Annotated in this window: 13 protein-coding genes; 12 read left to right on the forward strand and 1 reads right to left on the reverse strand. The window is 36.2% G+C overall.

Features of this window, described 5'->3' with window-relative positions; all coding sequences use genetic code 11:
• Positions 1-4 precede the first annotated feature (4 nt).
• The 12 genes from ACSSVW_RS13915 (at position 5) to ACSSVW_RS13970 (ending at position 15,273) form a co-directional block, all read left to right on the forward strand.
• Positions 5-1,459: a lipopolysaccharide biosynthesis protein gene (locus ACSSVW_RS13915; protein ID WP_454179507.1), complete on the forward strand. Its 1,455-nt coding sequence runs from the start codon at positions 5-7 to the stop codon at positions 1,457-1,459.
• A complete protein-coding gene (locus ACSSVW_RS13920; RefSeq protein WP_454179508.1) occupies positions 1,456-1,977 on the forward strand; it encodes an acyltransferase in 522 nt (173 codons plus the stop codon). Before ACSSVW_RS13915 ends, ACSSVW_RS13920 begins: the two co-directional genes overlap by 4 nt.
• A 39-nt stretch (positions 1,978-2,016) precedes the next feature.
• Complete coding sequence (gene wzy / locus ACSSVW_RS13925) at positions 2,017-3,432, forward strand: O-antigen polysaccharide polymerase Wzy (RefSeq protein WP_454179509.1); 1,416 nt, start codon at positions 2,017-2,019, stop codon at positions 3,430-3,432.
• Complete coding sequence (locus ACSSVW_RS13930; RefSeq protein ID WP_454179510.1) at positions 3,429-4,556, forward strand: glycosyltransferase; 1,128 nt, start codon at positions 3,429-3,431, stop codon at positions 4,554-4,556. Before wzy ends, ACSSVW_RS13930 begins: the two co-directional genes overlap by 4 nt.
• Positions 4,553-5,344, forward strand: a complete 792-nt coding sequence (locus tag ACSSVW_RS13935) for a glycosyltransferase (RefSeq protein ID WP_454179511.1) — start codon at positions 4,553-4,555, stop codon at positions 5,342-5,344. The genes ACSSVW_RS13930 and ACSSVW_RS13935 overlap by 4 nt, the downstream gene beginning before the upstream one ends.
• Before the next feature lie 27 nt (positions 5,345-5,371).
• Positions 5,372-6,568, forward strand: coding sequence for a glycosyltransferase family 4 protein (locus ACSSVW_RS13940; RefSeq protein ID WP_454179512.1), 1,197 nt, complete (start codon positions 5,372-5,374; stop codon positions 6,566-6,568).
• Complete coding sequence (locus tag ACSSVW_RS13945) at positions 6,568-7,164, forward strand: sugar transferase (protein ID WP_454179513.1); 597 nt, start codon at positions 6,568-6,570, stop codon at positions 7,162-7,164. The genes ACSSVW_RS13940 and ACSSVW_RS13945 overlap by 1 nt, the downstream gene beginning before the upstream one ends.
• Entirely contained in the window at positions 7,157-7,801 is a 645-nt protein-coding gene (locus ACSSVW_RS13950; protein ID WP_454179514.1) for an acetyltransferase, read from the forward strand. Before ACSSVW_RS13945 ends, ACSSVW_RS13950 begins: the two co-directional genes overlap by 8 nt.
• A gap of 29 nt (positions 7,802-7,830) precedes the next feature.
• Positions 7,831-9,006 carry a DegT/DnrJ/EryC1/StrS family aminotransferase gene (locus tag ACSSVW_RS13955; protein ID WP_454179515.1) on the forward strand — a complete coding sequence of 392 codons (1,176 nt, stop codon included), beginning with the start codon at positions 7,831-7,833 and terminating at the stop codon, positions 9,004-9,006.
• A gap of 317 nt (positions 9,007-9,323) precedes the next feature.
• Positions 9,324-11,288: a polysaccharide biosynthesis protein gene (locus ACSSVW_RS13960; RefSeq protein ID WP_454179516.1), complete on the forward strand. Its 1,965-nt coding sequence runs from the start codon at positions 9,324-9,326 to the stop codon at positions 11,286-11,288.
• A gap of 628 nt (positions 11,289-11,916) precedes the next feature.
• Positions 11,917-12,825 carry a UTP--glucose-1-phosphate uridylyltransferase GalU gene (gene galU / locus ACSSVW_RS13965; RefSeq protein WP_454179517.1) on the forward strand — a complete coding sequence of 303 codons (909 nt, stop codon included), beginning with the start codon at positions 11,917-11,919 and terminating at the stop codon, positions 12,823-12,825.
• Between the two features lie 315 nt (positions 12,826-13,140).
• The gene (locus ACSSVW_RS13970; protein ID WP_454179518.1) at positions 13,141-15,273 is read left to right on the forward strand and encodes a YjbH domain-containing protein; all 2,133 of its coding nucleotides are present in this window, start codon (positions 13,141-13,143) and stop codon (positions 15,271-15,273) included.
• 27 nt (positions 15,274-15,300) lie between these two features.
• Here ACSSVW_RS13970 and ACSSVW_RS13975 read toward each other — a convergent pair whose 3' ends face one another.
• Complete coding sequence (locus ACSSVW_RS13975) at positions 15,301-15,669, reverse strand: four helix bundle protein (RefSeq protein WP_421418981.1); 369 nt, start codon at positions 15,667-15,669, stop codon at positions 15,301-15,303.
• Positions 15,670-15,795 lie beyond the last annotated feature (126 nt).

Here is a 15,795-nt window from a genome sequence, read left to right on the forward strand (position 1 = left end):
CTTTATGAGTAGAGGTCTTCAACATAGCTTAATACTTAATAGTATTTGGTCTTTTGTAGGAAGGTTTGGTTACTTAATTGTAGGCTTAATTACAAATATTATTCTTGTACGTTACCTCAGTCCTGAAGATTTTGGTCTGGTCGGTATAGTTATGTTTTTTATTGTTTTATCTTCTATATTAATGGAATCAGGCTTATCAGGTGCACTTGTTAGAAAGCAAAATGCAACTGAAATTGATTATTCGACGGTTTTAATATTTAGTCTGGTAGTATCAATATTTCTCATTTTGATTATATGTCTATCTGCAAGTTATATATCTAATTATTATTTAAAACCTGAGCTACAGTCGTTATTAATTGTCTCATCATTTGTGTTATTAATAAATTCTTTAAGAATTCCACAAACTGTAAAATTAATGAAAAACATGCAATTTAAGAAAAAAGCATTGTATGAATTTATTTCGATATCAGCTGCATCTGTTTTGGCAGTGATTATGGCTTCTTATGGTGCTGGGGTTTGGTCTCTAGTGGTTTTGCAAGTAGCAATGTCATTGATTTTAACCGTTTTATTGTGGGTTGTAGAGTCACCTTTAAAGCAGTTCAGATTTAGTATGAGGTCATTTAGAGAGTTTTATAAATTTGGTGTTAATACAACTTTAGCAACAATCCTAAATACGGCATTTGATAATGTATATCAGTTAATTATTGGTAAGTATTTCTCAGTAGAGCATGCTGGTTATTTTTATCAGGCTAAAAAATTACAAGAAATGCCAACAGGTTTGCTACAAAATGCTGCTTTGGGAGTTGTTTATTCTGCCTTATCAAAGCTACAGGGGAGTTATGAAGAGTTTAACTCGTTATATGGTAAAGTTGTAAGAGTCTTTACTATACTTCTTTCATTGTTATGTTTGAATATTTATTTCTATTCAGAACTTATTGTTACAGTTATTTATGGAGATGAATGGTATGAATCTATATTTTATTTGAAAATGCTGATTCTTGTTGCATTCTTTTTTCTACAAGAGATTTATAATCGTATTATTTTTAAAGTTTTTAATAGAACTGAAATAATTTTGAAATTAGAAGTATTTAAAAAAGTATTGCAGTCTATAGGTATTTTCTATGGTGTTTACACTTTGAGTATTGATAATCTTTTATACGCCTTTTTGTTTACAAGTGTTATAAGCTTTTTTATAAATTACTACTTTGCACGGAAAGTACAGATGTACTTTTCATTTTCGGAATTTTTATTCATAATTAAAATTGTAATTCTCTCAATGATAGTTTATGTGGCAACTTATTATCTAAGTGATTTCTTTTTTCTGGAAGGTGTTAAATTATTGCTTTTGTTTCCAGTTATTATTTTTTTATACCTCATTGGTTATTTTTTAATGGGATGTGGAAATTTAGTCAACGAAGTGGGTGCATTTTTAAAGTCAATTAAGAAGGGGGAAGTGTGAAATACTTAAAAAAATTTTTTAGCATATATAAAAGGGTTTTTTGGACTAGAGAGAAGTTAGCAAGGAGTTTAGGGGTAACTATAGGTGAAGGATGTGACATTCAAAACGTGTTTTTTGGTTCAGAACCGTATTTAATTAAAATTGGTAATCATGTACAAATTACTGATGGAGTAAAAATTTTTACTCATGGAGCCGGATGGGTTTTGCGTGATAAATATCCTGATTTAGATTTTTTTGGCAAGGTTGAAATACAAGATAATGTATATATAGGTTCGAATTCGCTATTAATGCCAGGTATCACAATAGGCTCTAATGTAGTTATTGCTGCGGGTAGTGTAGTTACAAAATCTATACCTAATAATTCTGTTGTTGGAGGTAATCCAGCAAGAGTTATTAGTAGTTTAGAATCTTTTGAATATAAGGCCCTTAAGTTTAACGTTGGTACCAAAGGCTATAGTATTCGAAAGAAGAAGATGTACTTGATGTCACTAAGTGACACTGAATTCGTAAAGAAGTAGCTTTAATTACTTCTGTAAATTTAAAAAAGAGTCATTGCAGTGAAAAATTTGCATTTATTAGTTTTTTTGTTTTTTTGCTTTATATTCCAGTTGGCTCGATTTTTTCTTGTTGAACCTACAACGAGCTATTATGAATTGCTAACAACTCTTTTAGTAGTTTTTCTAAGCTTTATTTTATTTCTTAGTTACACTGAATATTATAATGAAGGAAAAGGTCAGGCATTCAAGATAAGCTACCTATTCTTATTAGGATTTGTTATTGTTCACTTTCAGATGTACTTTGACTATATTTTAGGTAATTATAGTGACTTTAGAAATGATTACTTTTTAGGTGGTAAGTACACAGTTAAAGCCTCAATAGTTTCATCGCTGGGATTAATTTCTTTTTTCATAGGTTATATATCATCTATAAATTATATTGGGATTAAGCATAATCAAACTAAGTTGAATCCAGATGCATCAGCTTACATGAAGTTTTTTTCATATTTTTGTTTTTCTTTATTTATAGTAAATGCTAACTCAGATTATTTTAACAGTGGCTATGGTAATGTCGAATTATCACCTTTAGCTGTTTATGCTCAAACATTCTTGTTTTATTTTATTTTAGGTGTGATCGCACTTAAGTCCTACGGTCTAAAAGTTAAGCCAATGAGGGTAGGTATTTTTTTCTACCTAAGAAGTATTGGATTTTCTTTTAATCTTTTTGTCGTTTTATATTTGTTTTTGGTTTTACTTTCTGGGGATCGAGGTCCGATTATTCAGGTAGTCTTAATTTACTTTGCCGGTTATATTTTTTCTCAGCACATAAAAGTTAAATTAGTCCAATTGTTGTTTCTTATTTTTTCAGCTTCACTTTTTATAACATTTTTAGGTGAGTTCAGATCGCTTGCATCTGAGACTTCTTATTCAGAGCGGGTGAAGAATTTAAGAGATAGTACAAGATACAGTGAAAGAAACAGTTCTTTCTCCCCTAATACGCATGAACTAGCAATTTCAGTTAGGACTGTACATGCTGCTATGGAATATACTGAAGAAGAAGGATATAGCTACGGCATGGTACAACTGAATCAGTTAATTGCAATATTCCCTGGAGCAGGAAGAGTTATTAGAACCTTATTTGAATTAGATGGGAAAGAACTTATTTCTGCAGATATTATAACTGAACATTTAAATGCAGGGCATGGTATGGGAACTTCAACTGTAACAGATCTTTACATAGACCTTTCCATTATAGGGGTTATTATTGGATTATATACATTTGGGGTGGTAGTCAGGAAAGCTGATGTAGTTTGTTTTTCACCAATAATATCGAGCTTTTTTCTATGGGTTGTTATTTTAGTTTTAATATCTAAGTCAATTTATATTGGACGGTCAAGTATAATGATACTTTTGCGAGAGATTATAACCGTTTATGTTTTAATATTAGTATGTGGGGGCAGAAGGATTTCTCGATGAATAAGGTATGTATATTTTGTGGCTTCTACCCTTTAATAAAAGGAGGGGCTGAATATCAAGCTAAAATCATTTCCGAACAAATATTATTGATGGAAGGTAAAGAAGTTTTTTATATTTCATTTGGCCATGATTGCGAGGAAGTTATAAATGTTGGCGGGGTTAAAGTTTATTGCTTTAAGAACCCCACGATGTTTGACTCATTTACACTATATAAAAGGGTCGGCTTAAAGATAAAAAAAATTATAAAAAATGAAAACCCAGACATTATTTATCAAAGAATTTTAAATTCGTATAGTCCGCATTTAGTAGCTGTAGCAAATATACTTAGGATTAAGGTTTTAATTCATGTTGCTGATAATTATTCACTTTCATTCAGCTATAATCTAAGAAGTTTTATTCGTAGATTGTTTTTTAATCGAATACGTAATTTTTTTAATAAAGGAACATCAGTTGGTTTTATAGCCCAAACTAAATATCAAGAAGCACGTTTAAAGCATTTAGGTATTCCTGCTCTTGCACAAATCTATAATATGCACCCATTACCTACTAAAAATGAAGCTTCAGATTTTCTTTTAAATGGCCTTGAGTTTTTGGTTAACGGTAATCTTAATGTTTTTTGGATAGCTAATGAAAGGCCAGTAAAAAGACTTGATCTAGCTCTTAAGTTAGCTGCTGAATTGTCACAATGTAGGGTAAACTTTATTTTTATAGGTAAGACAAATAATCAATTCTTGATTGAAACTGAAAGAGATAGAACCAATGGGAATATCTTTTACCTCGGACAAAAAGATAATGATTTTATAAATCCAATTTTAAATTATGCACATTTTTTATTGAATACAAGTGATTCAGAAGGTTTTTCAAATACTTTTATTCAAGCATGGCTTCGAGGTGTGCCTGTATTATCTTTAAATAGCGATCCTGATGATTTAATAAAAAACTATAATCTTGGGCTTTGTAGTGGTGGTGAGTTAAGTGATTTAGCCGCTATTATTGATAGCTCTTCTCGCAATATTGAAGGCTATATGGATTCATTTCCTGGTATTGATATTATTTGCCGGGAACTTTTTGGTTTAGAACGTAACTTTTCTCTACTTTTAGAGACTATTGGAAAACTAAAATGACTTTAGATGTTTTAATTTCATGCATGAATCAAAATGATACATCCATTTTGAAAAGAACCAATGTTCAATCAGGCGCTATAGTGATCAATCAATGTGATAAAAATGACTCATTATTTATTACTTACAAAGATGTTAAAGGTCAGAGTCATAAGATCAAATTTTTTTCAACAGTCCAACGAGGTTTATCTAAAAGTAGAAATGAAGCCATTAAGCAATCGCAAAGTGACCTTTGCTTAATTTGTGATGATGATGAAATACTTGTCGATGAATATGAAAAGTTAATAGTAGATGCCTTCAGTAATAATCCTGATATTGATGTAATAGCATTTAAGCTTAAGTATCATAAAAAAATTTATCCTAAAAGTTCAAAAAAAATAAATAGATTTTCTTTATTGAAAATTAATAGCCCTCAGATTGCTTTTAGGAGAGATAAAGTTTTAAAAAACAATATCTTTTTTGATGAGTTTATGGGGTCAGGTACCGGGAATGGTGGAGGAGAAGAAAATAAGTTTTTAATGGATTGTTACAGGTCAAATTTAAAAATTATTTATTTACCTATATTAATTGCTGAAATTGAAGAGTCGAGCGAAAGTAATTGGAATTCTACATTTGATAAGCAATATTTCATGAATAGAGGTTGGACTACAAATAGGATATTAGGAACCTTTCAGGCTTTGGTATATGCTTTTTTTTTCAGTTTAACAAAGTACAAAATTTACGGTTCCAAAATGGGCTTTTTCGCCTCAATTAAATATCAACTTTATGGAATTTTTGAAAGTAGAAGTTGATCTTCATTTTAATTTTTGGCTAGTTTTATGGAAATTATTTATTTACATCAGTATTTTAGAAAACCATCAATGAATGGTGGTATACGCTCTTATGAGTTTGCAAAACGCCTTGCTCAATCAGGGCACGATGTTGTGATGGTAACCTCTGACAATCATAGTAAATTTAAAGGTTGGAAAATTGAAAAGTTAGATGGTTTTGAAGTACATTGGGTTTCAGTTCAGTATGACAATAGTTTTGGCTTTTTCAGACGCTTATGGGCTTTCTTTAAATTTTTAGTGCTTGCTAGTATTCATATATGTAGTTTGAAAAGTGATAAATTATTTGTGACAAGTACACCTTTAACTGTTGCTATTCCAGCTCTAATTTACAAATTCGTGAAGAGGAAGCCATATATTTTCGAGGTTAGAGATGTATGGCCAGAGGTGCCGGTAGCTTTAGGTGTAATTAAAAATACTCTATTAATAAAATTGGCTATTTTATTAGAGAGAATAGCTTATAAAAATGCTTCTCATATTATAGCTCTTTCTCCTGATATGAAAAAAAGTGTCTTAAAGCGTTCTGGTGACACACCTGTTACTGTAATTACTAATGCGGCAGATTGTCATCTATTTAATCAGTTACTTCCGGTGGATGATAAATTCATTTCAGTTCTCAATGAATTGAAGAAAAGACACAAAAAGGTGGTATTTTATACGGGGGCTTTTGGATTAGTTAACAATCTTCGTAGTTTTATTAAACTATCTTCATTTTCAGACGCTGAAATTGGCTTTGTAATAATAGGTGAAGGTAGAGAGGAAGATGAGTTAAAGAGTTATGCAAAAGAGTTGTCAGTGTTGAATAAAAGTCTCCACTTTTTACCTAGTGTGAATAAAAATCAGTTGTCATTCGTTCACAGTACTTTTGATATGGCAACATCAACAGTATTACCTATTGAAGCTTTATATGCTAACTCGGCTAATAAAGTTTTTGATGCATTTGCTGCAGGTACCCCTCTTTTAATTAACCATGGGGGGTGGATAAAAACTTTAATAGAGGAGACAAAATGCGGACTTGTTATAAATAATGATCCTAGCATTGATGATTATAATGCTCTTGAAGACTTTTTATTCTCAACCGAAGTTTATGATATAGCTTGTAATGCTGCAAGTGAGCTAGGTAGAAATGAATTCAGTCGAGAGTATTTATTTAAAAAGCTTCTTCCAGTAATCGAGGGTGATTTATAATGAAGCGAGTTTTTGACTTTATAGTAGCTCTTTGTGCTTTGTTAACTTTATTACCTGTTATTATTATTGTTGCTTTATTGATCCGTTCTAAATTAGGCTCGCCTATCTTGTTTACACAAGACCGCCCAGGTCTAAATGGCACTGTATTTAAAATGATGAAGTTTAGAACCATGCTTGATGGTAAAGACAAGCATGGTAATTTATTACCTGACAATGAGCGAATGACCAAATTTGGCGCTTTTTTACGCTCCACTAGCCTCGACGAGTTACCTGGGCTATTTAATGTACTCAAGGGCGATATGAGCTTGGTGGGACCAAGGCCATTATTAGTGCAATATCTACCACTTTATAGCACCGAGCAAGCTCGCCGCCATAATGTGCGCCCAGGTATAACAGGGTGGGCACAAGTAAATGGGCGTAATGCCATTAGCTGGGAAGATAAATTTAAGCTTGATGTATGGTATGTTGATAATCAAAGTTTTTGGCTCGATATAAAAATACTGTTTTTAACGGTTAAAAAAGTATTTGTTCGAGAAGGTATCAGTGCAGACGGTCATGTAACTATAGAGCCTTTTAAAGGCAGTAAAAATGACTAATACAAAGCCAATTATTGCTATTTTAGGAGCAAGTGGGCACGGTAAAGTGGTTGCCGATTTAGCTGAGCAGCTTGGTTACGCAGTTAGCTTTTATGATGACTCATTTCCAGAAAAAACAGTGCTTGAGCATTGGAATATTGTTGGTACTTTCTCAGATTTATTATTATGTGACTCATCACATTTTGAGGTGCTCATCGCTATTGGTAATAACGAAGTTCGCAAACAAAAATGTGATGAGTTAATACAGCGGGGCTTTTCTTTGGCCACATTAGTACACCCTACTGCAACAGTAAGCCAATACGCTAAAATAGCTGCGGGTACTGTTGTATTGGCTAGCGCAGCCATTAATGCCTTTGCTGAAATTGGCAGTGGTTGCATAATAAATACATCAGCAGTTATTGAGCACGATACTAAAATAGGCGAGTATTCGCATATTTGTCCAAATACAGCGCTAGCTGGAGCAGTTAAAATTGGTAAATGCTGTTGGATTGGTATTGGTAGCCAGATCATTCAATTAATATCAGTAGGTGATTACACCTTTGTGGGTGCAGGTAGTGTAGTTGTTAAAAGCTTACCTGCAAATGTAACTGCTTTTGGTTCGCCAGCAGTCGTAGTTAAAAGCGATAAAAAGAGTTAATAATCGCTCTTAGATGGATTTAATTTAAAATGTTAAACACCCCTTTTTCTCCTTGGCCTAGTTTTACACAAGAAGAGGCCGATGCGGTCAGCCGCGTTATTTTATCGAATAAAGTTAATTATTGGACCGGCAGTGAGTGTCGTGAGTTTGAAAAAGAATTTGCTACATGGGCCAATAGTGAATACGCAATCGCTTTGGGTAATGGTACATTAGCGCTTGATCTTGCTTTAAAAGCATTAGGTGTAGGCCAAGGCGACGAGGTAATTACCACTCCGCGTACATTTTTAGCTTCGGCTAGTAGCATTGTAACTGCGGGGGCAGCTCCTGTATTTGCCGACGTTGACTTAAATAGCCAAGCTATTACTGCCCAAAGCATAAAGGCGGTATTAACGCCAAAAACGAAAGCGGTTATTGTTGTTCACTTAGCGGGTATGCCAGCAGAAATGGATGAAATAATGGCATTAAGCGCTGAGCATGGTTTTTATGTAATAGAAGATTGCGCGCAAGCGCACGGTGCTAAATACAAAGGTAAATCGGTTGGTAGTATTGGCCATGTAGGTGCGTGGAGTTTTTGCCAAGATAAAATTATGACCACGGGTGGCGAAGGTGGCATGGTTACCACAAACTCTAAAGAGTTATGGAGTAAAATGTGGAGCTATAAAGATCATGGTAAAAGCTTTGATGCAATTTATAACCGAGAGCACCCACCAGGTTTTAGGTGGCTGCACGAAAGCTTTGGCACTAACTGGCGAATGACCGAAATGCAAGCTGTTCTTGGTCGTATTCAGTTAACACGCATGAGCGATTGGACCGCCAAACGCCAAGCTTATGGCGCTGAGTTAGACAACGCAGCAGCTAACTTTAACTGTATTCGCTTAGTCGATGTACCAGAGTATTGTGAGCATGCAGAGTACAAGCATTATATGTTTGTTAAACTTGAACAGTTGGCCGAAGGTTGGGATCGTGACCGTATAGTGAGCGAAATAGTCGCGCGTGGTGTACCTTGTTTTCAAGGCAGTTGCTCAGAGGTATACCTTGAGAAAGCCTTTGATAACACACCATGGCGGCCTGAAAAGCGTTTACCAAACGCTGTAGAACTAGGCGAAACTTCAATTATGTTTTTAGTACACCCCACACTGACCACTGATGAAATTGCAAAGTCAGTGCAAGTTCTAAAAGAAGTCTTTGAGCTAGCGAGTAAGTAATTTTACTTTAGTTGTTTTTGTGTTGTCATTGGGGGCTGGGCGTTTTGATGTATTACCGAGCCTCCGGTGTTTAAATAAATTGAGAATATAAAACTAATAATTGCTTGCAGCACTGTTCCTTAAAGAAAAACTTTAGCATTAAGTGGCACAAGTTAAGTAATTTTATTTTATAAAAATCAAAGACTAATGATATTGTATTAGTTTGGTGGCTAGATTCATTTGGTTCAGCTATAATTCATGAAAATTTAACAACTGTTAAGCAGCCAGTCAGCTTAGGTTGGTATGTTAATCGGCAAAAACAAGACAGGGAACTTGTTGTGGATAATATTATTCGCTCTATTTTAAACTCTTCGCGTGCAACTAAGCGCATTATTACTCTTTTTATCGATTCGTTATTTATAATATCAGCGTTTTGGCTTGCGTTAATAGTTAGGCTCGATAGCATCGCACCGCTTAGTAAAGCAGACAACTGGATGTTACTTTTACTACTTGTGCCAACAGCACTGTTTATTTTTATTAATTTAGGTTTGTACCGTGCAGTGCTGCGTTATATGAACTCGCAAGCTTTATGGGCAATTGTTATTGGCACCCTTATTAGCACAATTGCTTTGGTACTTTTTGCTTTTTTTATTGGTGTAGAAATCCCCCGTACTATGCCGTTTATTTTTGCTTGGCTCTGTTTACTTACAGTGGGCGGAGCACGTATTGTTGTACGAGCCATGATTGGTAAACTAACAACAGCAAATAAAGAGTCGGTTATTATTTACGGTGCGGGTTCGTCGGGTCGCCAATTAGCCACAGCGTTAGGCGCTGGGCCAGAGTATTTTGTTCGCGCTTTTATAGACGACGACGAAACAAAGCAGGGCTCTATTATTCAAGGTATTCCTGTTATTGCCTTTAAAGATATTTACGACCTAATTAACAGAGGTAAAGTAAGTAAGGTTTTACTGGCAATGCCAAGTGAGAGCCGAGCGCGTCGTAAACAAATTTTAGCGCAACTTGAGCCGCTTTCTATTAAGGTGCTTTCTATTCCTGGTATGGCCGATGTAATAGAGGGTAAAGCTAAGCTTTCTGAGTTTAGAGATGTTGAAATAGAAGATCTTTTAGGTCGCGATTGTGTGGCACCTAAGGCACATTTATTGGCCGCTAATATTAAAAATAAAGTGGTTATGGTGACCGGTGCCGGTGGCTCAATAGGGTCTGAGTTATGCCGCCAAATAGTAAAGCAAAAACCAACTAAGCTTGTATTGTTTGAGTTAAGTGAGTTTGGTTTATATTCAATAGAAAAAGAATTAGCAGAGTATATCGCTAATAACCAACTTAATGTTGAGCTAATCCCAATTATGGGCTCTGTACAGCGCATTAACCGAATTGAAACAGTAATGATAGCGTTTGGTGTACAAACGGTATATCACGCTGCAGCCTACAAGCATGTACCTTTAGTTGAACACAATGTTGTTGAAGGTGTACGCAATAATGTTTTTGGTACTTATTACACGGCTAAAGCCGCTGTAAATGCCAAAGTTGAAACCTTTGTACTTATATCGACCGACAAAGCAGTGCGCCCTACTAATGTTATGGGGGCTACAAAGCGTATGGCAGAACTATGTTTGCAAGGCTTGGCCCAAAATAAAGGTAAAAGCCATAACACGCGGTTTTGTATGGTAAGGTTTGGTAATGTTTTAGGCTCAAGTGGTTCTGTAGTGCCATTATTCCGCAGGCAAATACGTGAAGGCGGCCCAATAACGTTAACTCATCAAGATATTACCCGCTTTTTTATGACCATCCCTGAGGCCGCACAGCTCGTTATTCAGGCTGGTGCTATGGGCAAAGGGGGCGATGTATTTGTACTTGATATGGGCGAGTCGGTAAAAATAATCGATTTAGCCACAAAAATGATTCGTTTATCTGGCTTTGAAGTAAAAGATAAAAACAACCCGCATGGTGATATAGAAATAGTGTGTACAGGCCTTCGCCCAGGTGAAAAGCTGTTCGAAGAGCTATTAATTGGTGACAATGTAGGCGAAACCTCGCATGAGCGCATTATGACTGCAAATGAAGTTATGTTGCCTCTAGCAGAGTTAAATGTATTTTTAGAGGCGCTTGATATCGCTTGTCATAACTTTGATCACGAAACCATAAGACAATTATTGTTGGACGCACCAACTGGCTTTAACCCGACCGATGGCATTTGTGACCTGGTTTGGAATGCTAAACAAACATCAAGCCATAATATCAATGACTTTGCAGAGCAAGGCAAGGTAGTTAATTTAAAAAATTAACAAAGTATATTTGATAATTTTTTAAAATAAAGGTTGCTACGCAAACGCGCCATGCAAGCATAACGCCAACGGTTTAATGTAGGCGTGAAATTTATTTCGCGCGAAAGGGTTATAAGCAACTAGTTACGAGAAGCGAGATTCGAGCTTGTGTAGAGAAGGTTGTTAATGCCGATGAAAAGGTTTGTTTTTTCGGCGTTAAAACGCCTCCCACGTGTGTGATGTGTATCACTTGTAGGCAACGATTTACGAGAGGCGAGCTAGTACAACTAAGTAGATAAGGTTGTTTTATGCCGCTGTAAAGGTTTGCTTTTTCGGCGTTAAAACGCCTCCTACAATGTGTGATGAGTATCACTTGTAGGAGGGGCTTTAGCCGCGAATTTTAAAAAATAACTTCCGATGAAACGCGCCATGCAAGCATAACGCCTACGGTTTTGTCGCTTTTTATTTGAATTTTAATATTCCAGAATAATATTGCTCGCATCTCGCATCTCGCATCTCGCATCTCGCATCTCGCATCTCGCATCTCGCATCTCGCATCTCGCATCTCGCATTCAAACAACCATTCACTTTCTATCAAGCTTTAAGTTGTTAACGTTGACTTAAACGAACGACAAATAAAGGATTTGATATGAAGGCTGTTATTCCTGTTGCAGGGCTGGGCACTCGCATGCTGCCAATGACTAAGGCTATTCCAAAGGAAATGCTGCCATTAGTAGATAAACCACTTATTCAATATATAGTAAGTGAGTGCGTCGCTGCAGGCATTAAAGATATTGTACTCGTAACACATAGTTCTAAAAACGCCATTGAAAACCATTTTGATACGAGCTTTGAGCTTGAAGCAACACTCGAAAAACGTGTAAAGCGCACTCTATTAGACGAAGTGCGTTCTATTTGCCCAGCAGATGTAACCATTATGCATATACGTCAAGGCGAAGCAAAAGGTTTAGGTCATGCGGTCATGTGTGCAAAACCAATTGTTGGCGATGACGATTTTGTGGTTGTATTGCCCGATGTTATTTTAGATGCGTATACGGCAGATCAAAAAACCGAGAATATTGCTGCGATGATCAAGCGTTTTAAAGCGGTTAAAGCAAGCCAAATTATGCTTGAACCTGTCGCCTTTGATGATGTGAGCAAATACGGTATTGCCGACATAAATGGTGTAAAAATTAAAGCGGGCGAAAGCGCACCTATTAAAACCATGGTTGAAAAGCCAAAAGCTGAAGATGCGCCTTCTAACTTAGCCGTTGTTGGTCGTTATGTATTGTCGAAAGCTATTTGGCCACTACTTGCTAAAACACCAGCTGGTGCTGGCGATGAAGTTCAATTAACCGATGCAATCGATGAACTAATGAAGCATGAAATAGTTGAAGCTTTTCATATGAGCGGCCGTGCACACGACTGTGGAGATAAACTGGGCTACTTAAAAGCCATTGTTGAATACAGCATGCGCGATGAAAAACTAGGCGCTGAATTCACTGATTTTGTCACGCAAATGGTTAATCCTACAGAAATACACCTTAAAGCGGTTTAACAAAAAGATTTCAAATATAAGAAGTTAGATATTAGATTTCACAAGTCAGATCACACATACATTTAGTGGTTAGAAGTTAGTTAATAGCTTTTAACCACTTGTTTTATCCTCCCCCCAAACAAAATCTTGTTCAACTCGCAACTCGCAACTCGCAACTCGCAACTCGCAACTCGCAACTCGCAACTCGCAACTCGCAACTCGCAACTCGCAACTCGCAACTCGTCACTATTTAATTCGTACTATCTTCTTGTTTTTTGATTCTAATGTTATATTTACTTTAATTAAGGATTTTATAATTTTAACTCGGACTCACCTATGCCTAAATTTAATACCTTGTTTTTAAGCTGTGCTGCTGCATTAAGCTTGCCGGCTACTGCAGACGACATTAAAGCGTATCAATCATTCTCTGGTTACACAGGTTTAATAAATACTCCTAATGCAGAGGTGCAATTAAAAGGTACTGCCGATATTGGTTACAATAACCAATTAGATTTTCGTGGAGTTGAATATGTAGATGGCCATAACTTTATATTTTCAGCTGGGCTATTTGATGGCCTAGAAGTCAGTGGTCAAATAGCATCAAGTACAATGCACGATAATACCTATTCAATCGAAGGGCGTGGGCAAATTCGTGATTTATCATTTAATGCAAAGTATCAATTACCTTATATTCCAAAAAACTGGTTTAGCCTTGCAATTGGTGCAAAAGATTTAGGTGGTGCAGCCAACAATTACGAAACCTATTATGTAGTGGCATCAAAAGAGTTATGGGACTTTAGGTTTAGTGCCGGTATTGGTACTAACGAAAAGCGTACAGGTAAAATGGACGGTGCGTTTGCGGGTGTTGAGTGGCAACCACTCGAGTGGTTTAGTGTATTAACCGAGTACGATGCCGAATCAGTAAATGCAGCTGCACGTATTACAGTACCTAAAAAGTGGCTTTACGATATTGGTGAGCTTACTTTAACCAGCCGCTTTTACAGCAGTACCGATTTTTCAGAAGAAAAAGACACCTATTGGAGTGTTAACTTTAGCCTACCATTGTCTGATGAAGCTAAAAGTAATTACAAACCTGTTGAACCAGCGCCATATGTTGCACCGGTTAGCACTAAGCCAATGGCTAAAGTGAATGACCATGGTGTAGGGTTTATTCATACTGCCATGGCTCCAAAACTTTCAGAGCAACCTACGGCATTAACGCTTGCTAATATTAATAAAGCACCTAAAGAGCTGTCTAATGCAAATTTAGGTGACCAAGTTCAGCAATTAAAAGATGCTTTATTAAATGACGGGTTTGAAAATGTGGTAGTTGGTTTTAACACCAGTACAATTTTTATTAATTTTGAGAACTCGGTATTTAACCGCAACAACGTAGACGCGATAGGTGTTGTACTTGGTCGCATTACAGAAAATGTTAGCATTGAAAACAAGCACTTTAGTGTTCAATTATCTAAGTCGGATTTACCACTAATCGCCATTCAGGGAAATATTGATAACTACCGTGCCTTTATAGAGCGTGGTATAAGCCCTGACTTAAATATTCAACATGGTCGAGCGAGTATCCCTGAAGGTGTTGTGTGGGCAGGTAAAGCACAAGCAAGCCCATACTTTAAGCCTCGTTTAACAGTAAGCCCAGTGCTTTCATCAACATACGCTACTGAGTTTGGTGTTTTTGATTACTCGGTAGGTGCACGTGCAACACTTGATATACCGCTTTGGAAAGGAGCGGGTATTAATGTGGCTGCGCAAACTATCATTGAAGAAAGCGACGACTTTGAAGATCGTAAAGTATTTGATAATTACAGCCTTGACGAAGGCATTGTAAATGCAAGTTTGTATCAAACCTTTGCGTTACCGTTTGGTTTTTATAACCAAACGCAAATAGGTTTTTATAAAGATTTTTTTGATTACAAAGCGATTATTAACGAAACAGCATGGCTCAGCCCTGAAGGTCGCCATAAAGTAAGTGCAAAATTAGGCTATTTTGATTTTGCTGATTACAGAGCGACTCGCGAGTATCAAACGCTTTCTTATCAATACAACTGGGTAGAACACGATATTACCTTACACGCCAGCGGCGGTAATTATTTTTACGAAGACAGTGGCTATAAGCTAGAAAGCCGTTTTTGGTTTGGTGACAGCTACGTAGGAGTATATTATCAAGATACTGAATCGCAAAAAGTAGGAGTTGCAATTAGCATTCCGCTTACTCCACGTAAAGACATGAATGTTACGCGTTATGGTCAGTTAAAAGGCCAAGCTGCATGGCGTACTTCTGTTGGCACACGTATCGGTAATGATGTAAATACCCTGGTATTTAATGAAGCTTATGCGCCTACATCATCAATCACACTCGATAATACGGTGTTTAATAAAGGCCGCTTAAATGCAAGCTACATTTACAACAACCTAGCGCGCATGAAAGAAGCGTATGAGAGTTATAAATAACGACCTTTAGAAGCTAGATATTAGAAGTTAGTGGTTAGAGCCACTAGCTTCTAGTCTATTATCAAAGCGTTGCTTTAGGCCCGTTAGCATTGCACCTAATTCTTTTGTTTCTTTGATCCAAAGTTGTGCTTTATCTCGGTTTATATAGCCTATTTCTATACCAATATAAATTTGTGTTCTTGCTTCAGCAAGAGAAGCTCTCGCAATATCGATAAATCGACTTTTTTCTTTAAAACTTTCGCGACTAACCCCCTCTGCAATATTGCTAGGTACAGACAAACCTGAACGCGTTAACTGGTCTCGAAAGCCAAAATCTTTAATCTTAGTTGTTGATTTATAAATATCTGCACTTAACCGTGCCGAACGTTTCCATACATCTAAGTTTTCAAAATTCATAACAAATTCCTTGTGCTATTTTAATCTAGTTTCTAACCTCTAACCTCTAACCTCTAACCTCTAACCTCTAACCTCTAACCTCTAACCTCTAACCTCTAACCTCTAACCTCTAACCTCTAACCTCTA

This window comes from Pseudoalteromonas sp. MBR-15, assembly GCF_053628915.1.